This is a genomic window from Sulfurovum sp. NBC37-1, assembly GCF_000010345.1.
Classification (GTDB): Bacteria; Campylobacterota; Campylobacteria; order Campylobacterales; family Sulfurovaceae; genus Sulfurovum.
Genome location: NC_009663.1, coordinates 2,358,855 through 2,383,281, shown reverse-complemented (window position 1 = coordinate 2,383,281; position 24,427 = coordinate 2,358,855). Strand labels below are relative to the sequence as shown.

23 protein-coding genes and 1 tRNA gene are annotated in these 24,427 nt (G+C 43.5%); 18 read left to right on the top strand and 6 right to left on the bottom strand.

Going from position 1 to position 24,427, the window contains the following annotated elements; genetic code table 11:
- Positions 1 to 61: 61 nt before the first annotated feature.
- From SUN_RS11810 to recQ, 11 genes are all read left to right on the top strand, one after another.
- Complete coding sequence (locus tag SUN_RS11810) at positions 62 to 1,399, top strand: hypothetical protein (RefSeq protein WP_012084054.1); 1,338 nt, start codon at positions 62 to 64, stop codon at positions 1,397 to 1,399.
- 182 nt (positions 1,400 to 1,581) lie between these two features.
- On the top strand, positions 1,582 to 2,730 hold the full coding sequence (locus SUN_RS11805) for a putative porin (RefSeq protein WP_012084053.1): 1,149 nt from the start codon (positions 1,582 to 1,584) through the stop codon (positions 2,728 to 2,730).
- Positions 2,731 to 2,825: 95 nt separating this feature from the next.
- The gene (locus SUN_RS11800) at positions 2,826 to 4,370 is read left to right on the top strand and encodes an inorganic phosphate transporter (RefSeq protein ID WP_012084052.1); all 1,545 of its coding nucleotides are present in this window, start codon (positions 2,826 to 2,828) and stop codon (positions 4,368 to 4,370) included.
- A 102-nt stretch (positions 4,371 to 4,472) separates the two neighbouring features.
- Positions 4,473 to 5,156, top strand: coding sequence for a response regulator transcription factor (locus SUN_RS11795; protein WP_041672777.1), 684 nt, complete (start codon positions 4,473 to 4,475; stop codon positions 5,154 to 5,156).
- Positions 5,157 to 5,254: 98 nt separating this feature from the next.
- A complete protein-coding gene (pstS, locus tag SUN_RS11790) occupies positions 5,255 to 6,256 on the top strand; it encodes a phosphate ABC transporter substrate-binding protein PstS (RefSeq protein WP_012084050.1) in 1,002 nt (333 codons plus the stop codon).
- Between the two features lie 182 nt (positions 6,257 to 6,438).
- On the top strand, positions 6,439 to 7,308 hold the full coding sequence (pstC, locus tag SUN_RS11785; RefSeq protein WP_012084049.1) for a phosphate ABC transporter permease subunit PstC: 870 nt from the start codon (positions 6,439 to 6,441) through the stop codon (positions 7,306 to 7,308).
- Complete coding sequence (gene pstA / locus SUN_RS11780) at positions 7,305 to 8,114, top strand: phosphate ABC transporter permease PstA (RefSeq protein WP_012084048.1); 810 nt, start codon at positions 7,305 to 7,307, stop codon at positions 8,112 to 8,114. The genes pstC and pstA overlap by 4 nt, the downstream gene beginning before the upstream one ends.
- Before the next feature lie 10 nt (positions 8,115 to 8,124).
- Entirely contained in the window at positions 8,125 to 8,925 is an 801-nt protein-coding gene (gene pstB, locus SUN_RS11775; protein ID WP_012084047.1) for a phosphate ABC transporter ATP-binding protein PstB, read from the top strand.
- 34 nt (positions 8,926 to 8,959) lie between these two features.
- Positions 8,960 to 9,625 carry a phosphate signaling complex PhoU family protein gene (locus tag SUN_RS11770; protein ID WP_012084046.1) on the top strand — a complete coding sequence of 222 codons (666 nt, stop codon included), beginning with the start codon at positions 8,960 to 8,962 and terminating at the stop codon, positions 9,623 to 9,625.
- Positions 9,626 to 9,671: 46 nt separating this feature from the next.
- Positions 9,672 to 10,358, top strand: coding sequence for a response regulator transcription factor (locus SUN_RS11765; RefSeq protein ID WP_041672776.1), 687 nt, complete (start codon positions 9,672 to 9,674; stop codon positions 10,356 to 10,358).
- Positions 10,359 to 10,417: 59 nt separating this feature from the next.
- The gene (recQ, locus tag SUN_RS11760) at positions 10,418 to 12,196 is read left to right on the top strand and encodes a DNA helicase RecQ (protein WP_012084044.1); all 1,779 of its coding nucleotides are present in this window, start codon (positions 10,418 to 10,420) and stop codon (positions 12,194 to 12,196) included.
- A gap of 96 nt (positions 12,197 to 12,292) precedes the next feature.
- On the opposite strand, the gene SUN_RS11755 is transcribed toward recQ, so the two are convergent.
- Complete coding sequence (locus SUN_RS11755) at positions 12,293 to 12,769, bottom strand: REP-associated tyrosine transposase (RefSeq protein WP_012084043.1); 477 nt, start codon at positions 12,767 to 12,769, stop codon at positions 12,293 to 12,295.
- Between the two features lie 413 nt (positions 12,770 to 13,182).
- On the opposite strand from SUN_RS11755, the gene SUN_RS11750 reads away from it, so the two are divergent.
- The 3 genes from SUN_RS11750 (at position 13,183) to SUN_RS11740 (ending at position 17,032) form a co-directional block, all read left to right on the top strand.
- Positions 13,183 to 15,084 (top strand): AAA family ATPase, encoded by a 1,902-nt coding sequence (locus tag SUN_RS11750; protein WP_012084042.1) that lies wholly within the window; start codon positions 13,183 to 13,185, stop codon positions 15,082 to 15,084.
- Complete coding sequence (locus SUN_RS11745; protein ID WP_012084041.1) at positions 15,081 to 15,983, top strand: hypothetical protein; 903 nt, start codon at positions 15,081 to 15,083, stop codon at positions 15,981 to 15,983. Before SUN_RS11750 ends, SUN_RS11745 begins: the two co-directional genes overlap by 4 nt.
- A gap of 482 nt (positions 15,984 to 16,465) precedes the next feature.
- Positions 16,466 to 17,032, top strand: coding sequence for a ribonuclease HII (locus SUN_RS11740; protein WP_012084040.1), 567 nt, complete (start codon positions 16,466 to 16,468; stop codon positions 17,030 to 17,032).
- On the opposite strand, the gene SUN_RS11735 is transcribed toward SUN_RS11740, so the two are convergent.
- Genes SUN_RS11735 through SUN_RS11715 form a run of 5 tightly spaced genes read right to left on the bottom strand, consistent with a single transcriptional unit; the run spans position 17,029 to position 21,606 of the window.
- Positions 17,029 to 18,357: a hypothetical protein gene (locus tag SUN_RS11735; protein ID WP_012084039.1), complete on the bottom strand. Its 1,329-nt coding sequence runs from the start codon at positions 18,355 to 18,357 to the stop codon at positions 17,029 to 17,031. The two genes, SUN_RS11740 and SUN_RS11735, sit on opposite strands and share 4 nt — an antisense overlap.
- Before the next feature lie 10 nt (positions 18,358 to 18,367).
- Positions 18,368 to 19,441 carry a chorismate synthase gene (gene aroC / locus SUN_RS11730; protein WP_012084038.1) on the bottom strand — a complete coding sequence of 358 codons (1,074 nt, stop codon included), beginning with the start codon at positions 19,439 to 19,441 and terminating at the stop codon, positions 18,368 to 18,370.
- The gene (gene rnc, locus SUN_RS11725) at positions 19,438 to 20,109 is read right to left on the bottom strand and encodes a ribonuclease III (protein ID WP_012084037.1); all 672 of its coding nucleotides are present in this window, start codon (positions 20,107 to 20,109) and stop codon (positions 19,438 to 19,440) included. The genes aroC and rnc overlap by 4 nt, the downstream gene beginning before the upstream one ends.
- Positions 20,110 to 20,159: 50 nt before the next feature.
- Positions 20,160 to 20,603, bottom strand: coding sequence for a ribonuclease HI (rnhA, locus tag SUN_RS11720; RefSeq protein ID WP_012084036.1), 444 nt, complete (start codon positions 20,601 to 20,603; stop codon positions 20,160 to 20,162).
- Positions 20,563 to 21,606 (bottom strand): tetratricopeptide repeat protein, encoded by a 1,044-nt coding sequence (locus tag SUN_RS11715; protein WP_012084035.1) that lies wholly within the window; start codon positions 21,604 to 21,606, stop codon positions 20,563 to 20,565. Before SUN_RS11715 ends, rnhA begins: the two co-directional genes overlap by 41 nt.
- Before the next feature lie 157 nt (positions 21,607 to 21,763).
- Here SUN_RS11715 and dnaG point away from each other — a divergent pair, with 157 nt between their 5' ends.
- The 4 genes from dnaG to SUN_RS11695 all read left to right on the top strand — a co-directional run bounded on the left by dnaG (position 21,764) and on the right by SUN_RS11695 (position 24,417).
- Positions 21,764 to 23,416 carry a DNA primase gene (dnaG, locus tag SUN_RS11710; protein ID WP_012084034.1) on the top strand — a complete coding sequence of 551 codons (1,653 nt, stop codon included), beginning with the start codon at positions 21,764 to 21,766 and terminating at the stop codon, positions 23,414 to 23,416.
- Between the two features lie 80 nt (positions 23,417 to 23,496).
- Positions 23,497 to 23,778 carry a peptidylprolyl isomerase gene (locus SUN_RS11705; RefSeq protein WP_012084033.1) on the top strand — a complete coding sequence of 94 codons (282 nt, stop codon included), beginning with the start codon at positions 23,497 to 23,499 and terminating at the stop codon, positions 23,776 to 23,778.
- A gap of 62 nt (positions 23,779 to 23,840) precedes the next feature.
- Positions 23,841 to 23,916 (top strand) — tRNA-Ala (locus tag SUN_RS11700).
- 84 nt (positions 23,917 to 24,000) lie between these two features.
- A complete protein-coding gene (locus SUN_RS11695; RefSeq protein ID WP_012084032.1) occupies positions 24,001 to 24,417 on the top strand; it encodes a hypothetical protein in 417 nt (138 codons plus the stop codon).
- Positions 24,418 to 24,427 lie beyond the last annotated feature (10 nt).

The window sequence follows — 24,427 nt, the reverse complement described above, 5'->3', positions numbered from 1 at the left end:
CATTCTGTAACTATTTTTTTCTATACTTCCGCCATATTAAACTAAACAAGGAAGATAAACTATGAAAAAAACCATACTTTCACTGGTAACTATTTCTGCTATTGCGACTACTGGTGCATTGGCGGACAGTGCAACGGATATTGCTGAACTTAAAGCGATGATGACACAGATGAACAAGCGTCTTGCCAAACTCGAGGCTGAGAATAAACAGCTTAAATCTGAAGTTAAAAAGAAGTCCACTAAAAAGAAAACTTCTATGGCCAAAGCTACGCCGTCCGAGAAACAGGAGAGAACGGATGCTGTTGTAGAGAAGTTTGAAAAATCCACACCTGTATTTGCCAAGGCATCCAAGCTCAAGTTTTCCGGTAGGCATTATCTTGGATTTGTACATGGTAAAAATGAAGACCACTTGACAGGAGAATCAAATAGTTACAATGACTTCGAATCAAGAAGAAACTATATCCAGGTCAAGGCATATTTGTTCGATGATCCGAAGAGCTATATGAGAGTAACACTCGATACACATCAGGTAGGCAACGGCAAAGATGTCAATAATGGGGATATTGTTAAAGGAGGTAATACCGGAGACTGGGAAGTACGTCTGAAGTATGCATATCTTTACATCAATGATATTCTTCCCTACACCGGCGTAGAGTTTGGACAGGCACACAGACCGTGGATCGACTATGAAGAGCACCACGGATGGTTGTACAGATCTATTTCAAAAACGTTCGTTGAGAAAAAACAGGATGCCGACTTTACCAACTCCGCCGACCTTGGTGTGAACTTCAAGACAAAAACGGAATACTTCTCATCTGAAATTGGCCTATTCAATGGAGAAGGGTATCATGGGCTTCTGGATAAAGACGATACCAGTGGTTTAAGTTTTGAGTGGAGACTGACAGCAAATCTTCTCGGAACAGGTGAGAAGCATGTACATAAGCACGACCAGTATGCAGATATCTCTTTTTATGGACAGTACAATACTGATTTGACAAAAAAGGGCGAATTCAATCCCGATACAGGAGAGTTTGATGGTGATTTCGTCTGGTACGGCTTTAATGCCGTGTATAACCAGCCTGAATTCCTCATCGCAGGAAATTACCTGAAGTCAACCAAAGCAAGCCCGGCATTCAAGGGTGACGGTTTTTCTGTGAACGGCGAGTTGAGAATGTTGACCTTTGACGAGAGCCTTGATGATTGGAATATCATTGGTAGATATGATAAATGGGATCTTGACAGTGGTGAAGAGAGAGAAACATGGATTGCCGGTCTCGCCTACACATGGAACAAAAATATCGAGTTCATTCTGAACTACGAGGATGATACTGATACGCGAACAGTGGCTATAGACAATGAAACACAAAGAGTCCTTTTTACTGCTGATGTAAAGTGGTAATTCGTTTCTTTTCCTATGCAGTCTGTGCATGGGATCCACAAACTTCTAAAACAGGGTGTACCCACCATCTTCACGTGGGACATCTCTTCTTCCAAATCTACTTACTACAGCATAAATCGGTAACAGTTTTGTAATCATTTTCTTCTATACTCCTGCCATAATCCCAACCAAGGAAGAAAAATATGAAGAAAAGTGTATTATCAACAGCCGTGATGGCGACCGTGTCAATGGCCGCTTCGGACATAAGCACACCACATGAACGAATGGCAGAGACGAACAGTACAGCCCCAATAGCTGAAAAAAGCCCCTTCGATAGAATTCATTTCAAAGGTGATCTAAGATTAAGATATGAGAGTATCGAAAGAGATGACAAAGATAATAAGTATAGAAACAGATATCGCTTAAGACTGGGAGTGAAGATTGATCTAATAGAGCATCTTCAATTCAAAGTTGGTATGAGAAGTGGTTTTGCAAATCCTACTTCAGGAAATCAGACATTCCTGGATGACGAACCTTTGAGTGACTACTTCTTTCAGTCACTTAGATTTAACATTTTAGGTTTAAAGTATAAGTCCAGTAACTCTACTTACAACGTAGGGCGACTACCATACATGATGTACAGACCTATTAAATCGCAACTTATTTGGGATAACGATGTTTCACTGAACGGGTTGAATTACCAGTATAAAGATGATACAAAGATCATTACTGTAGGTGTGAACCAACCAACTTTGGAAGAAGCTGCCACAGATAAAGTAGATACGGTTAACCTCTTTTTGGCGCAGTATGTACATAAAACAAAATTAGGCTCAGCCAAACTTCATTTGGGTACAGGTATTTATTATTATGATGGTCTAAAAGGCAACATACCTCTTTTTGGTTCAAGAAAAGGTAATACCCTAGTTGATGGGGTGTATGCAAATGATTACCACATTGTTGAAGCATTTGGTGAATTGCAGTATAAAGATGTATTTGGTATGCCATTTAAAGTCGCAGCAGGCGTTACATATAACGTAGCAGCAGACGACAAAAACATTGGGTATGATCTGGCATTTCAATTGGGTAAAGCTAAAAATATCGGTGACTGGCAAGTAAAATACTCGTATACATATCTTGAAGACGATTCAGCATATGGTGCATATACTGACTCAGATAACTTTGGTGGGGGTACTGCTGCTAAAGGTTCTGCGATCAGAGCAAAATACAAAATGGGTAAAAATCTATATCTTGCTGGTAACTTCTTCTTCGATACACTTTTTGCAAGCAAAAGCAAAACAGGAGAAGAGGCAGACTATGAACGCGTACAATTAGACGCTATTATTAAGTTTTAAAAATATCACTCAATTTATTTGATTACATTTTGGTAACAAAATTGTAATACTTTTTTACTATACTCCCGAAAATTTTATTTGACAGGGGAACAGTAATGAACAATACGATCAAACTTCTGCTTGGGGCGGCTTTTGCCGCAGTAGTGGCTTTTTATGCCAGCAGTATCATGGGGCATGGTGCCCATGCAGGATTTATGGTACTTGCAGCGGTATTTGGTGCCTATATGGCAATGAATATCGGTGCAAATGATGTAGCGAACAATGTTGGGCCGGCTTTCGGTTCGGGTGCGATCACCATGGGCGGCGTTATCGTCATCGCTGCCATCTTTGAAGCGACTGGTGCGTTGGTTGCCGGCGGTGATGTTGTGGGTACGATCAAAAAGGGTATCATCGATCCTGCGGCATTCGGAAACGATCCGATGCTGTTCGTGTATGCCATGTCTGCAGCACTGCTTGCTGCAGCACTCTGGTTGAACCTGGCAACCTGGCTCAAGGCACCGGTCTCTACGACACACTCCATTGTCGGTGGTGTCGTTGGTGCAGGGATCGCAGCGGGCGGATTTGCCATCGTTTCATGGGGAACCATGGGCAAGATTGCGGCATCATGGGTTATCTCTCCGGTACTTGGCGGTGTGATCGCGGCGATCTTCCTCTATGTCATCAAATCGCAGATCCTCTACCAGAAAGATATGCGCAGTGCAGCCAAAAAAGTGGTGCCGATCCTTGTAGCGATCATGGCCGCGGCTTTTTTGACCTATCTAACACTTAAAGGATTGAAACATGTATGGAAAGACCTTACGCATGTGATAAGCTTCCTGCCTCAAACCAAAAAACCTACGTTTGGTATTGCTGTGATTATTGGATTGATCGGCGGCTTTATTACGTATGTAATGGTTAAACCCAGAATACTCAAAAAAGTGGAGAACGGACTTGGTGAGAATAGAGCCGATATCAACATTTTGTTCGGTATACCGCTTGTCTTCTCCGCGATCTTCCTCAGTTTTGCACACGGTGCAAACGACGTCGCCAATGCCGTTGGACCATTGGCAGCGGTGTACGATGCATTGACACATGCAGCGATAGCAACAAAAGCAGCCATTCCGTTGTGGGTTATGGTTGTAGGTGGTGTGGGTATCTCTATCGGTCTGGCACTTTACGGTCCAAGACTGATAAGAACGGTTGGTTCTGAGATCACCGAACTTGATGAGATGAGGGCCTTCTCCATTATGATGGCTGCAGCGATCACCGTTATCATCGCATCACAACTGGGACTGCCTGTTTCCTCTACGCATATTGCAGTAGGTGCGGTATTTGGTGTAGGCTTCCTTCGTGAATGGCTTGACAGCAAGAACATGGATGAGAAGCAGCAAAAACTGCAGGTCGAAGTCGAAAAACTCGATCAGATCAAAGCGGAACTCAATGCCCTGAAAAGCGAAGAAGACTATAAAAAGCAGGTTGAGCTGATCGATGCTCAGAAAAGACAGAAGAAAAAAGTGAAAAGTATCAAGCGTTCACTCCGTGAGAACTACGTTAAGCGCGGCATGGTGAAAAAGATCATCGCGGCATGGATCATCACCGTTCCTGCGGCAGCCTTCCTTTCAGCGATTATTTTCTTCATGATCAAAGGTTTTGCTGCCTAAACCAGATATTTCTGACGGGCCTCCGTCAGAACACCATTCTCTCCCCATTCTTTCCCAAAAAACTGTAATAAAAATGTTATCAATCCATACTATTATTGCAGCATGGAAAATAATAATATTGAAATCGTAGTGATCGAAGATGAAGAAGATATCCTGGAACTGCTTGAGTATCACCTTTCAAAAGAAGGCTATAGTGTAACTGGCTTTCTCTCTACAGAGAATGTAGAACAGTTTATAGAAGAAGAAAGTCCCGTATTGTTGATAGTAGACCGGAACCTTCCCGGTGTAGAGGGTAGTGAGTTTGTTTCCCAGATACGTGAGACAGGGTACGATATTCCGGTGATCTATCTGACGGCAAGAGACAAGGATAGTGATATAGAGGAGGGTTTCGTCTCCGGTGGTGATGACTACATGACCAAGCCATTCAAACCCAGGGAATTGCTACTACGCATTGAAGCGCTCTTGAGACGTTCCGGGGCAAGCAGTAGCGAGAAGATCAGATACCGCGATATGACTTTGGATATGCATCAGCATACACTGAGGATAGAGGATAAAGAGATTGAGCTGACCAATTTGGAATTCAGGCTCCTGTATACATTTGTCAAAAATCCGAAGCAGCCGCTTGAGAGAGATTTTTTAAGGGATGAAGTATGGGGAGGTGACAGTGCGGACTTTCATGATAAGACCATTAATGTGGCGATGAACCGCCTCAGAAAAAAGATAGACCCGGAAGGGAGCAAAGAGTACATCACCCCGGTTTGGGGCATCGGGTATAAATTCGCTTGAAAGCAGACTGGGAAAACATGTAATAAAAATGTTTCCAAGTTGTATTATACTTCGCACAATCCAATCGGATACCACACTTTTCTAAAAGGAAAAAACACATGACATTCAAGAAACTTGTAACAGCAGCAGTAGTGGCTTCAGTAGCACTTACAGCGGCAAATGCAGATGAGCTTAAGGGAAGAGGGGCTTCATTCCCCGGACCGGTATACAAAGCATGGACATCAGGATATTTTGATGCGACAGGTAAAAAAGTGAACTATACACCGACAGGTTCCGGTGACGGTATTAAGTCCATTACAAAAAGAATGGTCGATTTCGGTGGTTCGGACAAACCGCTTAAGCCTAAAACACTTAAAAAGAAGAAGCTTTACATGTTCCCTTCTGTAGTAGGTTCTATTGTACTTGCCTATAATATTGACGGTGTCAAGGACGGCGAACTGAAGCTTTCCCGTGCTGCAATCGATGCGATCTTTACAGGTAAAGCAAAATTTTGGGATGATGCAGTCATCACAAAAGAAAATGCAGGTCTCAAGCTTCCACACGCACCTATTACAACCTGTGTAAGAGCGGACAAGTCAGGTACAACATTCAACTTTACTTACTTCCTTAACAAGATCAACCCTGAATTTAAAGTCAGCAAGAAGCCGACATGGAAAGCAGGAAAAGTAGTGGCAGGGAAATCAAACTCCGGTGTTTCTGCGAACATTCAGCAGGTCAAAAACTCCATCGGTTACATTGAATACTCTTACAAGATCAAACTTGGTCTTCCTGCAGCGCAGGTAGAGAACAAAGAGGGCAAATTTATCAACCCGACAGTCAAGTCTTTCCAGGATGCAGCGAAGTATGCTACATGGACACCTGAAAATGACTTCTATGCCGTTATCGGAGACCCTGCTGGTGCAACTTCCTATCCGATCGTTGCAGCAACGTTCATCCTTCTTCCACAGGAGAAGACAGAAAAGAACAAAGAGGTAACAGCCTTCTTTGACTGGGCATACAAAAACGGTGACAAAGCGGCAGCTGACCTTGGGTATGTACCGCTTCCTTCCTCAACAAAAGATCAGATCAGAAAATACTGGGAAGCAAAAGGCATCAAGTAAGCCTCTTTTCTATGCTATTTCAGGCGGGATAATTTATCCCGTTTGATCCAATTTACCTACCCTGCACCTCTATCTATGTAACTCCTTGAATATGACAACTGCATACGATAGAGGGGCTTGGTAATAAAAATGTTACCAACTTATTCTATACTCCCGCACATTAAATATCTTGAAGGCAAACTATGGGTGGAAAACTCTTTAAAAACTTTTCCTTATTTTCAGCAACACTCTCCTTTTTTCTTCTTGTAGGGATCTTCGCGATACTCTTTACCTATGCGCAGAAGTCAATGCACACTTTCGGTTTTGATTTCCTCTATACGGAGATCTGGGAACCGGGTGAAGATGATGAAGGCGGTATATTCGGCGGATACATTCCTATCATGGGTACGCTGATGAGTACGCTTATAGCAATGCTCCTTGCAACGCCGCTGGCGATGGGGATCGCTATTTTCCTGACAGAGATCGCCCCCGGTCAGATCGTCAAACCTTTTTCGATCGCCATTGAGCTTCTTGCCGCGATCCCGAGTATCATTTACGGTATGTGGGGTCTTTTCTATTTTGCACCGATCGTACAGCAGATCTTTGGAGGAAACGGTGTGGGGCTGTTGACAGCAGGGATTGTGCTTGCGATCATGGTCATTCCCTTTATGGCGGCGATCACGCGTGATTCCATGAATACGACACCGGACGTACTCAAGGAGTCCGCCTATGCGATAGGTGCGACCAAGTTCGAAGTGATCAAAGATGTAGTCATGCCTTATTCCAAAGGGGGGATCATCGGTTCGGTTATTCTCTCCCTGGGTAGGGCTTTGGGTGAAACGATGGCTATAGCCTTCCTGATCGGTTCTGTGATGACATTTCCGAAACACATTACCGATCCGACCACGTCCATTCCAGTCCTACTGGCGAACAACTTCGCAGAAGCGCAGGACCTTGAAATGTCGAGTATGTACTATCTGGCGCTGATCTTATTTGTGGTCAGTTTTACGGTGATCACTTTGGCAAAATTCTACTTTTTCGGTAGAAAAAACACGCATAGGAGCGGAGAATGAACAGATTATTGCTCAATAAAATCATTTTGATCCTTTCTACGGTTTCGGCCCTCATCGGTATAGGATTTCTTTTCTGGATCCTCATTACCCTGACCTATAAAGGGGTGGCGAGCATCCACATGGAGACTTTTACGAAAGACCTTGTGGAAGGTGGCATAAGGAACCTGCTTGTCGGACAGTTCACCATGGCGCTCATGGCGACCCTGGTCGCGGTACCACTTGGTGTACTGGCGGGCATCTATCTGCGCGAGTACGGGCGCGGCAGCAAATTTGCATCCGTCATCCGTACCCTGAGTGATGTCATGACCTCTGCACCCTCCATCGTGATCGGTGTTTTTGTCTTTGCTATTCTGGTCGATCCTTTTGGAAGCTATAACGGATGGGCAGGTATCGCGGCACTGGCCATCATGATGCTGCCCATCATCATCGGGACGACGGACAATATGCTGGCACTGGTACCCAAAGAGTTGAGGGAGGCCGGCATCGCCCTTGGTGGAAGCAAGCATAAAATTATTTTACAGATCGTACTTCAGGCGGCAAAAGTGGGTGTGACAACCGGTATCCTCCTCTCCTTTGCAAGAATCATCGGAGAAACGGCACCGCTGCTCTTCACTTCGGCAAACAACCAGTTCTTTACGATGGACCTGACAGGACAGTTCCCTTCTCTGACGGTGAGCATCTATAACCTGGCCACCTATCCTGATGCACCGAGCAGGGACCTGGCATGGGCGGCCTCTTTCATTCTGACAGCGATCGTACTGTTCATCAATCTGACGGGACGATACTTTACCCGAAACAAACACTAAGGAAAAGCGTATGGCAAACAGTGAATTGAAAAAAGTGATGGAGGTAAAGGATCTCTTCTTTACCTATCCGGGGGCACCGGAACCGACACTGAAGGGGAATAACCTTCCCATTTACAAGAACAAGATCACGGCACTGATCGGGCCGAGCGGATGCGGAAAATCGACACTGCTCAGAGCGATGAACCGCATCCACGACCTCTACCCCGGGTTTACCTACAAAGGAAAGATCAATCTTCGTAACAGGGAAACAGGAAAAATGGAGAATGTACTCGAACTCAAAAAGGAAAATGAGCTCATTAGGCTCAGACAGCGTGTGGGGATGATCTTTCAAAAGCCCACGCCGTTCCCGATGAGCATTTATGACAATGTGGCCTATGGCTTGAGACTTCAGGGCATTAAGAACAAGGGTGAACTTGACGGACTGGTGGAAGAAGCACTCAAGGGTGCGGCTATCTGGAAAGAGGCCAAAGACCGTTTGAAAGACAGCGCCATGGGAATGAGCGGCGGGCAGCAGCAGCGACTGTGCATCGCACGTTCTGTGGCACTTAAGCCTGAAGTACTGCTGTTTGACGAACCGACCTCTGCGCTGGATCCTATCTCCACAGGAGCGATTGAAGAGCTCATTACCGAGATCAAAAAAGATATTACAGTGGCTATCGTCACACACAATATGCAGCAGGCAAGCCGTCTAAGCGATTTTACGACCTTCATGTATCTGGGGGATATCATAGAGTTCGACAAGACAGATAAGATCTTCTTGAACCCTTCTGAAAAGATGACGGAAGACTATATTACAGGTAGATTCGGATAAACCAAAAAATAAAACCATGTATAAAAGGATACGGATGTTAAGTAAAAATGAAGAGAAACTCAAAGAAGTACGTGAAAAGATTGTAGAGATACTGCAGGACCTTACCATCTCCCAGAAGTTGGCACTTAGGGCACTGGAGGAATGTGATCCCAAAAGTTTTGAGCAGGTAAAAGTGCCGTTGAAGCAGATCAATAAAAAAACAGAGGAGATCGACAATCTTGTACTGATCATCTTTGCGCGCTATGCTCCGGAAGCCTCTGATCTCAGAGAAATGGTCGCTGCACTGAAGATCACGTCGGCCTTGCAGCGTATCGCTACGAATGAGAAGAACTATATCAAGAATATGGCGGTATGCAATCCTCAGACAGATGAAGAGATCAAACGTGTCATCGTCGAGTCTCTTACCATTAACCGCTGTACCATCAAGGCGCTGGAATACACCATTGAAATGGTCAACGAAACAAAAGACAAGGATAGGATCACGGAGCTTGAAAGCAAAATTGCCGTGGAGTACAGTAAAACGGATGATGTCTACAGTATGATCGAAAAGGATGTACTGCAGCTGATGCACCAGAACCACGAGATCAATGAAGAGTACATGAATCTGTTAAAATACATCAGAAAGAACCTGAAGATCATCGACCGTCTGGAAGATATCGCTTCAAGAATAGAGTTCGCACGTCTGGGTGGTACGCTATAGGCGTATAACGCAAGGCTTTCTTGTACCCTCTATGCTATAATGATGTATGCAGAAAGATAGTATAGAGATCATCGTTATTGAAGATGAAGAGGACCTTTTGGAGCTTTTGGAGTATCACCTCTCTAAAGAGGGGTATACTGTAACGGGTTTTCTTTCAACAGAGAATGTAGAGCAGTTCCTTGAAGAGGAGACTCCTTCTCTTATGCTGGTAGACCGCAATCTTCCGGGAATGGAGGGAAGTGAATTTATAGCTTACCTTCGTGCTATAGGGTATGACATTCCCGTCATTTTCCTGACGGCAAAAGACCAGGAGTCGGAGCTTGAAGAAGGGTTTAATGCAGGCGGAGATGACTATATCTGTAAACCGTTCAACCCAAGAGAGTTGACACTTCGTATCAAGGCATTGCTTAAGCGTGCCGGTGTCCTTCAGAAGCAGGAACGTATCAAATATAAAATGTTGACAATGGACCTTGTACACAAGAAACTTTTTGTCAATGACGAGTTGATTTCTCTTACCAATCTTGAATTCAACCTTCTCCATACTTTTTTGAAAAATATAGACAAACCCCTGACACGTGATTTCCTCCGGCAGGAAGCGTGGGGACAGGAGGGAGAAGGTGTCAATGACAATGCGGTCAATGTGGCCATCAACCGTTTGAAGAACAAAATAGACCCGCAAAATGATCAGAATTATTTCCATCCGGTATGGGGTGTCGGATATAAATTTCATTAAAAATATGTCAATATGACATTTTTATGTATCTATGAAAAGAAAGAAGTTACACTGCCATTATGAATAAACTGCAAACACTCGAAGATTATTTTGGACACAAGACTTTCAGACCGCTGCAGGAAGAGGTAGTGGATGCCATCCTGAACAGAGAGGATGTGCTGATGATCCTTCCCACAGGAGGAGGAAAATCGCTCTGCTACCAGCTTCCCACGCTGTTGATGGAAGGCGTGACGGTCGTCGTTTCTCCTCTTTTGGCACTCATGCATGACCAGGTGATCGCGCTCAGAGCGAACGGCATCTCTGCCGCCATGCTTTCAAGTATGCAAGATATGGAAGAGAGCCGGCAGATTGAAGCACAGCTCCAGCGCGGAGAGATCAAATTGCTTTATGTTGCACCGGAACGTTTGACCAATGCCTATTTTCTCAATATGCTGCATCAGCTTGACATCAACTTCTTTGTTATAGATGAGGCACACTGTGTGAGTGAATGGGGGCATGAGTTCAGGGAGAATTACCGGCGGCTTTCCCTCCTCAAAGAACAGTTCGCTACAACCCCCGTCGCTGCTTTTACGGCGACAGCGACCAAGGCGGTAGAAGAGGATATAGCATCAAATCTTGGTTTGCAGAACCCCAAGCGTGTCAGGGGTTCTCTCTTTCGTGAAAACCTGACCATCCACTCCCGACACCGGATTAAAGACGGGCGTGAACAGTTGCTGGAATTTCTCAAGTCTCATCAGGGAGAATCCGGGATCATCTATACCCTTTCACGCAAATCTACCGAATCGGTTGCCCATTTCCTTCAGAACAAAGGCATAGAAGCAAAGGCATACCATGCAGGGCTGCCAACGGCGGAGAAGAATGCGACCTATGCGGACTTTGTGGCCGATCGGGTGCAGATCGTTGTGGCGACCATCGCATTCGGTATGGGGATCGACAAGAGCAATATCCGTTTTGTGGTACATATGACACTGCCCAAAACACTGGAGAATTTTTATCAGGAGATCGGACGTGCAGGCAGGGATGGCCTGGAAGCGGAAACCCTGCTGCTCTTTTCTGCGCAGGACATTGTACAGCAGAAGATGTTCATAGAGGACCTTCCCGAAACACCTTACAAGCAGCATGCATTCAACAAGCTTGACAGCATGGTGCGTTTTGCCAACTCGGAGAATTGCCGTCACCAGAGCATCGCCGCCTATTTTGATGATCGTATTGAGGCCTGCGGTGAGAAGTGTGACAACTGTACGACAACACAGAGTGAAAAGGTTGACATTACAACGGCTTCACGGATGCTGCTTTCGACCATCCTGCGTACCGAACAGAAGTTCGGACTGCATTATGTGATCGATGTGCTCAGGGGAAGCAAAGAACAGCGCGTGCTTCAAAACGGGCACGATACGCTTTCCGTCTACGGCATAGGAGAGGAGTACAGCAAAGCACAGTGGATGACCATCGGAGACAAGCTTCTGGAACTCGGTGCGGTAGAAATAGGTGAGTTCAAGGTTTACAAATTGACGAACTTCGGGGTTGAGGTCATCAAGGGTGCACATGGTATCAAGTTGAAAAAAGAACGCTTGGCGGTCCAAAAGGCCAAGCCAAAACGCAAGGTCACTTATTTTGACGACTATGATGTCGAGATGTATGACAAACTGAGAGACTTGCGCACGAAGATCGCATCGGAGAAAGGCATACCTCCTTACATCGTCTTTTCGGACAAGACGCTCAAGGACCTTAGCAATAAGCAACCGCAAACAAAAGATGAGATGCTGGAGGTGCATGGCATAGGAGAAGTGAAGTTCGAGAGGTACGGAGAGGCGTTTTTGGAGTTGTTGGCAGTGTAGGGTGTTGTGCCCTCACAACACCATTTATCGAAATATGTTAATGAGTATCAAATGTTTCACACGTTTTATTTTTCGGTGTTGTAGGGGTACAACACCCTACGGGTTTTTTATGAATGATGAATATTGCCATTGTTTCCAAGTCTCGGCATATTCATGTTTTACCGCATTATGTTGTATATAGTTCATTTTCTCTAGCCAATCTTTTTCATCTCTTATGGTGTGTTCATAAAATCTTTTTTGCCAGATGCCAGAGAGTTTACGATGGTAGCTGGAGGAGGTGAGTTTTTCTCTGGCTTCTTCTTTTAGGTTTTTGTCTAAGCCGTAAACAAAACTTCGTTTGATGTGTGTGATAATTTTAGAGTAGTCTTGGGGGTGTTTGGGAGTGATGATCATATGGATATGATCCGGTAAAATAATGATGGCATCTATATGATAATCATACCTTTGTTTGCTTCGTTTGAAGCTGTCACGTAACAGGGAAATGTTGTCAATAAGTATAGGGTTTCTGCCTTGCGTGACAATGGTGATGAAGTAGCTATAGCCATCAAGGTATAATCGGGTGTAATTTGACATAATGTAGAATAGCACAGATGCTAATGGAATATTAAAAATATGTCAAATTGCTATATTTTGATATATCGTAGGGTGTTGTCCCACGACAACACCGCAAATATGAATGATTGTGTATATACGATTTTTGTATACGTTTGAATTTTCGGTGTTGTAGGGGTACAACACCCTACGGTTGGTATGTAAAATAGGTTTGATAATAGTGGTGTGTTGTCATGGGGACAATGCCATCAATATGAATGTGTGACGTATGTATGATTATATTGCCGTTTAAATTATCGGTGTTGTAAGGGTACAACACCCTACAGTTAGAATGTAAAACAGGTTTGATAATGGTGAAATATTTGGTAGGGTGTTGTCCCACGACAACACCATGAATTTGGGTATAATTATTACAATGATTTCAAAGGGAAAGTATGGAGCTTGTCTATTTGTGGGTGGAGGAGTATAAAAATATTCATAGGCAGGGGTTTAATTTTTCTCCAAAATTTAATTGTCATTATGATGAAGATAAAAATGAATTAACCATAGATGAGAACGATGACTACATAGAAAATTTCTTTGGTGACAATATTAATGTAACGGCTATTGTTGGAAAGAATGGGAGTGGGAAGAGTAGTGTTTTAGAGGTATTAACATATTTGTATTGGCAAGGGCAAATTAGAAGTGAAGAAGATAAAACCTATTTTCTTTATAAAAAAGGTGATAACTTTAGTCTCCAATGTAATAATTATGAGATTCATAGTAGAAAACCTTTTAAAGATTTTATTAATATTAATAATAATACTAAAATCAAATCCCCTGCACATTTTTCTGATAGAACTCAAATGTCACTTATATCATTTTCCAATTGTATTAGTGATATAACTCACAATAAGCAACTAAAGAATTTGAAAACTTATGATAAATTTTATAATGGTATCCAGCCAGATACTCCAATGATGAAGAGCAAAGATGTATATGATAATTTTAATCAAAAATTTCTAAATATACTCAAATATAAAAAAGACTTTTTTGATTTTGTGGATAAAAATCTAATATTCACTGATTTTCAAGTAGAGCTACATATAAATGAGCTAGGTGCATGGTTCATTGGTGATAAATTATATGAAAAATTAATAATTTCAGAAGATAGCAATGAGTTATTATCTTTTGGACGGACAGAAGAAGATACTAAAAGTGCGTTATATAGGGCTCTTTCCTTATTCTTGATCGAAAAGAGTAGAAGCATTAGAAGATATGATGATTTGGATCAGCGTAGTAACGAAGAAGATGAAGAGTATTTAAAGAAAAATATTTTTAATAAAGTTAAAGAGCTATTTAAACAAAAGGATTTTGGAGAGGAGGAATACAAAAAAGTTTTAGATGTTTGCCTTGAAGCACTGAAACCATCATTTAACAATCTAAAAAAAAGAGTAAGAGATAGTTTCTTGCCTGAGGATTATAGTGTAGAAGTAGTTGATAGAATCATAAAAAAATATAATTTTGATAAACCTAATATTTATAAAAGTAAGACATATAGTATTGATGATGTAACAATTGAAAATGTTATCGAAAGTGCGCTAGAAAAAGATTTATTGAATGAAAAAGTATTAAGGGTTAATTTTTTTAAAAACAACGATAAAAGTCATTCGTTTTTAAATCTTAGCTCGGGAGAAAAACTTTATTTGAATATTCTAACAAATTATGCATATACTTTATTCAAGCTAGAAGATAATTATAAAGGGATAGTATTATTTGATGAGATAGAGTTGTCATTTCATCCTGATTGGCAAAAAAGAATACTAAAACATTTAATGTATATTTTTCATAATATACAAGAATCAAGAAAAGTAAATTTACATTTACTTTTCACAACACACTCACCATTCCTCCTATCCGACATTTCAAAACAAAACATAATCTTCCTAGATAAAAATGAAAAAGGAAACTGTAAAGTAGTTAATGGACTAAAAGAAAAAAAACAAACCTTTGGAGCAAACATCCAAACCTTATTAAGTGACAGTTTTTTCATGGAAGATGGGCTTATGGGAGAGTTTGCTAAGGGGAAGATAAATGAGATTATAGAGTTTCATAACGAGATAGAGGAAGAGGAGAAAAAAGAAAAAAGTAACTTTGACCTAGTAAAAGCCAGATATAAAGAAAAGAAAAAAAGATTTTGGCAAACACAGTCAATCATTGGTGAAGATTATTTAAAGCAGGTTATCAAAAACCATTTAAGAGATATAGAGAATATTTTATGGGGACATGATGAGGCTAAACAAGAAGAGATAAAACGATTAAGGGCAGAAGCTGATAAGTTGGAGCGTTTGCCATGATAAAAGTATCGTATCCTAAAAATATAGCAGATGAGTACTATGAGCTTATTGCAAATACAAAAATGCAAAAATTTCAAAATAGAACATTCGAAAGCTATTACAATCAATATATTAAAAAAAAGTTAGATGGATGTGAACTTGAAGATTTACTTTATGGGGAATATGAAAAATTAGTAAAAATAAAAAATAAGATAGATACAAAATATAGTTCTAAAAAGAATATCGTCAAAGAATTTTTTAATTATGATAAATCGTCAAATGTAAAACTTTCAAAATCACAACCCAAAATATCAAAGTTTTTTGAAGAAAAAGTAGAAGTAGATACTTGCTATTTCTGCAATATTGAGTTTATCAATAAGTTTAAAATATCTGATGGAAAATTTAAAAATGGTTTTACGCTTGATCACTATATAGATAAGGAGAAATATCCTTACTTGGCATTAAGTCTATATAATTTGATACCCTCTTGTTATACATGTAACTCTAAGGTAAAAAGTATAGATGAAATTGATAATCTCTCTCCTTCATCCGCGAAGTTTGATTTTGATGATAAAGTGAAATTTAGAACTTTTATGATGAATAAGAATCTACAAGTAGAGAAAGAAAAAGATTTTGCTTTATTGTTGAAAGAAGATTTTTCGTTGGATTATAAAAAGTATATAGATGGATTTATGTTAAATGAACGCTACGAATACCACAAATACAAAGTCATAGAAATGATAAATAAACGAAAACAATATCCGGATAGTCGCCTAAGAGAATTGGCAGATTTGACACAAAAAACAGAAGAAGAGGTTAAGCATGATTTGTTTGGGGAATATCTTTTTGAAGATGATTTGCATAAACGCCCACTATCAAAACTAACAAAAGACATAGCAATAGAATTAGGCTTGGTATGAGGTTCAAATTAAAAAGGTGTTGTCGTGGGACAACACCCTACGGAAATCATGAATAATGAAGATATATAAAATGCATGGAGACATTCGTAGGGTGTTGTGCCCTCACAACACCAAAAATGTGAATGAAATATCAATATGATTTTGGAAAATGAAATGAGATATAGCAATAGAATTAGGCTTGGTATGAGGTTCAAATTAAAAAGGTGTTGTCGGGGGACAACACCCTACGGAAATCATGAATAATGAAGATATATAAAATGTATGGAGACATTCGTAGGGTGTTGTGCCCTCACAACACCAAAAACCTTGGGTTGTCACAAAATATGAAATGTTTTTGAATGTTCGGATAATTGGTGTTGTCATGGAACAACACCCTACGGTTGGAATGTAAGTTGAATTTAATAGGGTGAAATACTGTAGGGTGTTGTACCCTTACAACACCAATAATATAAACAACAAATAAACACAAATTTGGAGATAAAATGCAAAATGAAACAAAACCCCTCTGTGGCATTGATGAAGCAGGGCGTGGGCCTTTGGCTGGGGCGCTGGTCATGGCGGGTGTTGTCCTGAAAAAGCCGATAGATGGTCTGATGGACTCCAAGAAGTTGACAGAGAAAAGACGGGAAGCTCTCTACACGATCGTGCTTGAAAATGCCGAGTATCATATTGTCTCTTTTTCGGCAAAAGAAGTGGATGATCTTGGTATCTCAAAATGTTTACAGAAAGGTTTACAGTCTATACAAAATGCACTTGACGGATGTAAATATCTCTTTGACGGGAACAGCACTTTTGGTGTAGATAATGTCAGTACAATGGTCAAGGCAGACGACAAGGTCCCTGAAGTCTCAGCGGCAAGTATCTTGGCCAAAGTAACCCGTGACAGGGAGATGATAAAAATGGCCGAGATTTATCCAGAGTACGGCTTTGAAAAGCATAAAGGGTATGGTACCAAAGCGCATATCGAGGCTTTGATGAAGTATGACAGGTGTGAAATACACCGCAGGAGCTTCCGGGTGAAAGGCCTGGACGAACCTACGCTCTTTTAGAAAGAAATTCCGTTCACAGTTATTTTTCCTTTCACAAAAACGATATCGTATATTTTCTTTCCCTCTTTTGTCGCAGGCGGAACCATCATCATCATGATCATCGCTCTTGGGTCCTGGAAAATGTGGGCATAGAGTTCGTCAGAGACGGAAATATGCGTCCTGATATCGATCGCATCGAGTGCAAGAAGAGGATTCTGGGATACGGCATTCATATCGAAAGATTTGGCAATGCTGACTGTACCGTTCATATCGAAGCCGTTCAGATTTTTTCCATTCTCTGTGATCTTTTTGGCAGAAAATTTATTCAATGTCAGGACAATGCCTTTTGAAAGCAGCTGCTGGGTGAGTTGATTGATACGTGCTTCATCTCCAGGGTCCGTCTTCTGTAATGCTTCAAGCGCAGCAACATCGAGGTTCTCAGCGGTAAAGTCAAACAGGCTCTTCTCGATCGTATATTTTTTTTGTGCCTGATTGATCTCCACCGTTTCAGCTTTGGTGGTTACAATGCTTTTGAGCAGGCCCTGGTTGACGCTGTTTTTTGTTTCATTCTCAATATTTTTGATCTGTAGTGAAAGTTGCGGTTCCATATGAACGGCAATGGACCCGGTGCGGTAGCGTGAAGTGATATCGTAGGGTGTGGTACCTGTGCGGATATAGCCACCGTCGATGTCAGAGACTTTGACCTGAAGCGCTTTGCCGGCATCAAGAGAGAGCAACGCGATCTTCTGGGAAAACTGACTGATCTTCTCCTCTTTGGTCTCTCCTTCAAAAGTCATCCCTTTGGCTGCAATAGTTGCTTTTTCACCATCCTCTTCAATGGTTTCATTGATATCTTTGATATAGCCTTTGAAACCTGAAAGCATTTTGTTGAAATCAACATGAAGCAGCAATGCCTTTTGGGCAAGCATATCTCTGAGATGATTGACCAGCTTTTTGTCTTCCTCTTCCAGCTCTTTCATCATATCATTCGGTAGCGCAACAGGATAAAGATCAAGAGAGACTGCGCTGTAACTATCGGGCAGGTATTTGGCATCCACACCGACCTGAAGGCCTTTGAGTGCTTTGGCATCTTCAAGGGCCATCTCTGCACCCTGTGTATTCAGGTACTGTACGATCTTTTCTGGGTTATCGAAAGAGATGATGAAATGATCTTTTTTCTTTTCACTTTTTCTCTCTTTGACAGAGAAACCGCTCTGCTGCAGGGTGCTCAATTCGTTGTTGAGCTGCTGCTTTGCCTGCCTGATGACCTGTGCAGATCCGTTCGTAAAATAATAGACCGCTGCGATCAGAACAAGTCCGATGAGCCCAAAACCGAGTTTTTTCATGCTGTTTCCCTTAACCATAGATACATTTGAGGTGATCCATCTTTTTGCCCATGTTGAGCAGGGCCATATCGGCAAGCGTGAGCGCCATCATCGCTTCACAGACCACCGCGCCGCGTATGGCGACGCAGGGGTCATGTCTTCCTTTGAGGTTGCATACCACCTCTTCATCGTGCGTGGTGATGGTCTGCTGTTCGCGGAAGATGGAAGGTGTCGGCTTGAAGTGGGTCTTGACGATGAGCGTGTCACCGTTGCTGATACCGCCCAGCGTTCCGCCGGAATGGTTGCTTTTGAATCCCTGAAGCGTGATCTCGTCATTGTTCTGTGACCCCTTAAAATGGGTGCTGGCAACCCCGTCACCGATCTCAACGGCTTTTGCGGCATTGATGCCCATCATTGCGTCAGCCAGAACCGCGTCGAGCTTGTAGTAGAGCGGTTCGCCAAGCCCGACGGGTACACCGGTTGCCGTAGTCAGAACCACTCCTCCCACGGAATCATGGTTCTCTTTGGCGGTCAGTATCGCCTCCTCCTGTGCCGCTTCGACAGCGGGGTCGAGTGCATAGAGTTTGGAACTTTTGGCATACTCGAAATCCTGTACATTCCCTTTGATACCGTCCACTTCACACAACCCGCTCTGTATCTCCACTCCAAGCTCTTTTAGCATCAGTTTGGCAACGGCACCTCCCGCCACACGCGCAGCGGTCTCTCTGGCGGAACTTCTCCCGCCGCCGCGGTAGTCCCTGATACCGTACTTATGAAAATAGGTGAAGTCTGCATGCCCGGGACGGAAAAGGTCCTTGACGTTGTCATAGTCTTTGGATTTCTGGTTGGTGTTGAAGATGATCATCGCGATGGGGGTACCGGTACTCAGGCCTTCGAAGACCCCCGAGAGTATTTCGACCTTGTCGTCTTCTTTGCGTCCGGTCTCCAGTTTGCTTTTCCCGGGTTTTCGCCTGTCAAGTTCAGACTGGATAAAAGCTTCATCGATCCTAAGGCCAGCGGGAACACCGTCAAGTATACAGCCGATCGCTTTTCCATGGGATTCACCAAAAGTAGTGAGTGTCAGTTTTTTTCCAAAAGTATTCATTTTTTGAGTGCCTCCAATGCGATCTTCGCTGCTTTCTGCTGCGCGTCTTTTTTGCTTTTCCCTTTGGCGGTGGCAATGGTCTTGTTGTCAAGCGTGACTGCGATCTCAAATTCTTTCTTGTGGTCGGGGCCGGAAGATCCGAGCATCTCGTAGCCCGGCGTGACTGCGTGTGTCGCCTGTGTCAACTCCTGTAAAGCGGTCTTGTAATCTTTTGACAGGCTCTGAAGGTCGATCTTGGGGTGACACTCTTCAAGCAGTTTGATGGAGATCTCCTTGGCGGTATCAAGACCCGCTTCAAGGTAAACCGCCCCTATGATCGCTTCAAAGGCGTTTGAAAGGAGGGAGGGCTTGTCTCTTCCGTTGTTGTTCTCTTCGGCAAGGGAGAGGTAGATGTAGGAGCCGAGATCTATCTTCCTCGCCAAAAGTGTAAACCCACTCTCATTGACAAGTGAGGCCCGTATCTTGGAGAGGATCCCTTCGTCGGACTTGGGGAATTTCTTGAAAAGATACTCGCCTACAATGAGGTCAAGGACGGCATCTCCCAGAAATTCAAGCCGCTCATTATTGTAAGGCTTTTTGTAACTCTTGTGTGTCAAAGCCTCAATAATCAATTGCTTGTCCTTGAATGTATAGTTCAGTCGTTTTTCAAGTTGACTGTAATCGTTCATCTTTTTTCCTTTTTTTGAATTTCGTAACGTGGACAGAAGAGATGCCCACGCTACAGGGAAGCCTTGATGCGTTCTGCCTCATTGCGTGCCAGTTCGTCGCAGCGTTCATTCTCAGGGTGTCCGTCATGCCCGCGTACCCAGGTGCCGTGCACATGATGCGGTGCGGCGGCTTCAATGTAGGCTTTCCACAGATCGACGTTCTTGACCTTCTTGAAGTCCCTTCTGATCCAGCTCTCCAGCCATTCGTTGATCGCTTTGACTACGTAAGAGCTGTCTGAGACGACTTCCACGTCGCAGGGTTCTTTGAGCAGTTTCAGCCCCTCGATGACCCCTCGGAGTTCCATACGGTTGTTCGTTGTTTCTTCTTCTCCGCCAAAGTACTCTTTGCGTGAGCCTTTATACTCCAGTATGCCGCCGTATCCTCCCGGCCCCGGATTTCCGAGGCTCGATCCGTCAGAGTAGAGAGTAATCTGTTTTCGGGCTTGCTTTTGCAATCTTTTCTTCCACTTCCACAGAGTTTATCGCCATACAGTTCGGACACCGTTTGAAGGATACCGGATAGCTCTGTTTACATTTTTTGCAGAGGTAGGAGAAGAGAAGGTCCCCATCCTCAAATCCATTCTCTCTGGCCGTCGCCAGCATATCCACCGCGAAGATACCGCTATGGAGCGATGGCTTCTGCAGGTACCCTTTGGCGTAGTAGAGGGTACTGAGCCTCTCATCGGATGTGATTATATCCAAATCGACTTGTGAATTCGGTAAGAACCAGAGGATGTCGATCATCTCCCCGATGCGTGCCGGATCGATGATCTTCCAGGCTTCCGTGGTATCGAGTTTGAGCAGGGTATCGACGATCTGCCGATAGAGTTTCGGTTCCTCTTCAAGTATTTTTTTCAGTGCGGCAATCTTCTCATCCGTATCGAGCAGTTTGTTCGATGTCAGGGCGGAGAGTTCAAGGAATTTGCTGAGGGTATGGGTGTCCTCACCCAGGGTATTGAGCGGTTCGATGATCTCCTGCGCCTTGTCGTATTGGTGCATCATTTCATAGACGACCCCGAGCTCATAAAGCACTTTGATATTACGTGGGCGCTTCCTGAGTATCTCCGTATAGATCGACCGTGCTCGTTCAAGAAAACCGGCATGCAGATAAGTATTCCCCAGTCTCTCCATCAGTTCCATTTTTGCAAGGTCATCGTCGATATGTTTGATGATATAGAGATAGATGTTGATCGCCTTATGGTATTCCCCCGAATTCTCGAAGGCTTTGGCAAGCAGCGTGAGCGGTTTGAACATATGCTCTTCAAATGGCATATCGTCCGTGTCGAGAGAACACTCCGAACTATCGAACTTGTCAAGGAACTTCAGCAGGTTCCCTTCTTCTTTCTGCTGTTTGTAGAGGCCCCAGGCATAGGTGACAACGGAGATGATCAGTGCAATGACGATGATCAGCAGGATACTGAACAGCGGATCGTTGTATGCCGGTAATATCGTTTCCAAAAGAGGCCTTTGTGTTATTCAATCCTTGGATTATATCAAATTAGATATAATACCATTATGATAGATAACGCTTACCTTTTTTTCTCCTGCGTACAAGGCAGAGCCTCGTACCCATTCCTCTCACTGAAGCTTCGCCCTTGGCAAGAATGGATACATTATGATCGATAATGCCTCCATCGAATCCCTCAAGAACAGTATCGATATCGTTGATGTAATAGGAAACTTTATAGAGCTGAAAAAAGCCGGTGCGAACTACAAGGCCAACTGTCCTTTTCACGGAGAGAAGACCCCCTCTTTTGTCGTGAGCCCCAGCAAGCAGATCTACCACTGTTTTGGTTGCGGCGTTGGGGGAGACAGTATCAAGTTCGTGATGGAACTGGAGAAACTCTCTTACCCTGAAGCGATCGAAAAACTGGCATCGATGTACAACTTTTCACTCAACTACACCAAAGGGTCTTCGGACTATTCCGATGCCAAACGTGTACTCGAGACCATACAGACCTGGTATGTCAAAAACCTGGAGAACAATCCTACGGCCAAACAGTATCTTCTGGACAGAGGGATCGCCCAGAGTTCCATTCAGCGTTTCGGTATCGGGTATGTCCCCGACGGTAATTCCGTGATCAATTTCCTCAATTCTGCATTACTGCCTCTTCCCCAAGCGGTGGAAGCGGGCATTCTTGCGCAGGGGGAGGGGGGAAGGTACTATGCCCGTCTGGTGGAACGTATTACTTTTCCCATATACTCTACCAGCGGCGGGGCCGTCGGTTTTGGAGGACGTACGATCACTAACCATCCGGCAAAGTATATCAATTCGCCGCAGACCAAACTTTTTAACAAGTCCCGCCTGCTCTACGGGTATGACCTGGCAAAAGAGAGCATTTATAAAAATAAAAAGCTAATCGTCTGTGAAGGCTACCTCGATGTCGTAATGTTCCATCAGGCAGGTTTTACCGAAGCAGTGGCTACATTGGGTACGGCACTGACGGCGGAGCACCTGCCTCTGCTCAGAAAAGGTGATCCCAAAGTTATTCTTGCTTATGATGGAGACAAGGCCGGTGTGGCTGCGGCACTGAAAGCGGCACAAATGCTGAGTGTTTCGGGTTTTGACGGCGGAGTGGTCCTTTTCCCTGACGGACAGGATCCTGCTGACCTCATTGCGAAAGGACAGAGTGAAGCGGTCGCCAAACTCTTGCGTGAAGCCAAACCGCTCATCCCCTTTGTGCTCGAAAAAACGATCTATGCCTATGATCTACATGATCCGCGTGCCAAAGAGGCGGCATTCGGAGCTGCCAAACAGTTCCTCGACGGTCTGAGCCAGATCATCAAGGATGCCTATATTCCTATGGCTGCGACACTGCTGGGAGTGTCTCCCGCACTGTTCGGGAAACAGACGCAGCCGGGCAGGGCCAAAGAGAGTTTTTCCCAAAAAAGAGATGACGTAGCACAGTTGAGCATACTGAAAACACTGCTGGAAAAACCCGAACTGATCGATTCGGTACTCGATGTCATCGATGTCAATATGTTTGGTGGATATGCCGCCATGTTCTCGGCGCTGATCAGCGGAGAGAAAGAATATCCGCATCTGATGGGACTTGCGGTAGACGATACCTTCCAAGTGATGGATGAAGCGGAACTGCAGGGCGTACTGAGAAACTTCCTGATCAAGCACTACGATATGAAACTCAAACATATCGTGGCTGACCAGACCATCCCGTTCGAGAAAAAGAGTTTTCTGATACGGAAAATAAAGACCGATATTATCCCGAGGCTCAAACGTGGTGAACTGGTCGCTTTTGAAGGCAATTAAAGTGATTTCTCAAATAATGCTTTGATTCAAAGCATTATTGTCATACTATTTCAACTTAACTATATTCAAAAGGAGACACAATGGCAACAGCAAGTGCAAGACATATTCTGGTGAATGATGAAGCGTTATGCAAAGAACTCAAAGAGAAGATCAATTCGGGTGAGACCACATTCGAAGCAGCAGCGAAAGAGTATTCGACCTGCCCTTCAGGCGCAAGAGGCGGCGAATTGGGAACTTTTTCACAGGGACAGATGGTGCCCGAGTTCGACAAAGTGGTATTCAACGATGAGGTTGGTATCGTACACGGTCCGGTCAAGACACAGTTCGGCTATCACCTGCTTGAAATCACGGAACGTTCATAAAAATGAATAAGATGGGTAATATTTTATCCATCTTATGCTAAAATCCTTTTCACCTTATTTTTGGGGGCTTAGCTCAGCTGGGAGAGCGCTTCGCTGGCAGCGAAGAGGTCGTCGGTTCGATCCCGATAGTCTCCACCATCACTTATACATTTTCCCCATTCATATTTTCTTTCTGTAATTTGATATAATAATCCTGACAATATCCAAAAGAAGGCATTATGCATGAAAGCATTTCTATTTTTATTACTCCTTGTGGGGAGTATGACCATCGTATCCCATGCAGATGTAACTGCGCACAAAAGACCTCTGATCCCGTTACGGCCTGTACACCCTATCGAGCCTGAACGTCCTATAGAGAGACCTATAGTCAGGCCGTATGTTGATACGGCTTTTGTTGACAACAGAGTCATCAACAACAATTACGAGAGCTGTGACAAGTACAAGGAGATGATCGATGAGCTGAACGCCTACATTGACCAGCTTGAAAAAGAGATCGCCGAACTCAAAGAGAAAGAGTATGTGCATCTGCGTAAAGAGCTTAAAGAGAAGAACGAAAAAGAGCTCAAGGCATTTGATAAACGAAAAAGCAGTATCAAAACAAAGAACAGTATCACGATCACGGACAAGCCCGCGCAATGAACGGTTTGTA

Bases quoted from the DNA above. Each gene is read 5' to 3' on its own strand.
- recQ (WP_012084044.1), top strand. From the start codon at position 10,418: ATGAATAAACTGCAAACACTCGAAGATTATTTTGGACACAAGACTTTC.
- pstA (WP_012084048.1), top strand. From the start codon at position 7,305: ATGAACAGATTATTGCTCAATAAAATCATTTTGATCCTTTCTACGGTT.
- SUN_RS11735 (WP_012084039.1), bottom strand. From the start codon at position 18,357: ATGAAAAAACTCGGTTTTGGGCTCATCGGACTTGTTCTGATCGCAGCG.
- pstS (WP_012084050.1), top strand. From the start codon at position 5,255: ATGACATTCAAGAAACTTGTAACAGCAGCAGTAGTGGCTTCAGTAGCA.
- SUN_RS11740 (WP_012084040.1), top strand. From the start codon at position 16,466: ATGCAAAATGAAACAAAACCCCTCTGTGGCATTGATGAAGCAGGGCGT.
- SUN_RS11745 (WP_012084041.1), top strand. From the start codon at position 15,081: ATGATAAAAGTATCGTATCCTAAAAATATAGCAGATGAGTACTATGAG.
- SUN_RS11750 (WP_012084042.1), top strand. From the start codon at position 13,183: ATGGAGCTTGTCTATTTGTGGGTGGAGGAGTATAAAAATATTCATAGG.
- SUN_RS11810 (WP_012084054.1), top strand. From the start codon at position 62: ATGAAAAAAACCATACTTTCACTGGTAACTATTTCTGCTATTGCGACT.
- rnc (WP_012084037.1), bottom strand. From the start codon at position 20,109: ATGAACGATTACAGTCAACTTGAAAAACGACTGAACTATACATTCAAG.
- SUN_RS11755 (WP_012084043.1), bottom strand. From the start codon at position 12,769: ATGTCAAATTACACCCGATTATACCTTGATGGCTATAGCTACTTCATC.
- SUN_RS11695 (WP_012084032.1), top strand. From the start codon at position 24,001: ATGAAAGCATTTCTATTTTTATTACTCCTTGTGGGGAGTATGACCATC.
- pstB (WP_012084047.1), top strand. From the start codon at position 8,125: ATGGCAAACAGTGAATTGAAAAAAGTGATGGAGGTAAAGGATCTCTTC.
- SUN_RS11705 (WP_012084033.1), top strand. From the start codon at position 23,497: ATGGCAACAGCAAGTGCAAGACATATTCTGGTGAATGATGAAGCGTTA.
- dnaG (WP_012084034.1), top strand. From the start codon at position 21,764: ATGATCGATAATGCCTCCATCGAATCCCTCAAGAACAGTATCGATATC.
- pstC (WP_012084049.1), top strand. From the start codon at position 6,439: ATGGGTGGAAAACTCTTTAAAAACTTTTCCTTATTTTCAGCAACACTC.
- SUN_RS11795 (WP_041672777.1), top strand. From the start codon at position 4,473: ATGGAAAATAATAATATTGAAATCGTAGTGATCGAAGATGAAGAAGAT.
- SUN_RS11800 (WP_012084052.1), top strand. From the start codon at position 2,826: ATGAACAATACGATCAAACTTCTGCTTGGGGCGGCTTTTGCCGCAGTA.
- SUN_RS11770 (WP_012084046.1), top strand. From the start codon at position 8,960: ATGTTAAGTAAAAATGAAGAGAAACTCAAAGAAGTACGTGAAAAGATT.
- SUN_RS11805 (WP_012084053.1), top strand. From the start codon at position 1,582: ATGAAGAAAAGTGTATTATCAACAGCCGTGATGGCGACCGTGTCAATG.
- SUN_RS11765 (WP_041672776.1), top strand. From the start codon at position 9,672: ATGCAGAAAGATAGTATAGAGATCATCGTTATTGAAGATGAAGAGGAC.
- aroC (WP_012084038.1), bottom strand. From the start codon at position 19,441: ATGAATACTTTTGGAAAAAAACTGACACTCACTACTTTTGGTGAATCC.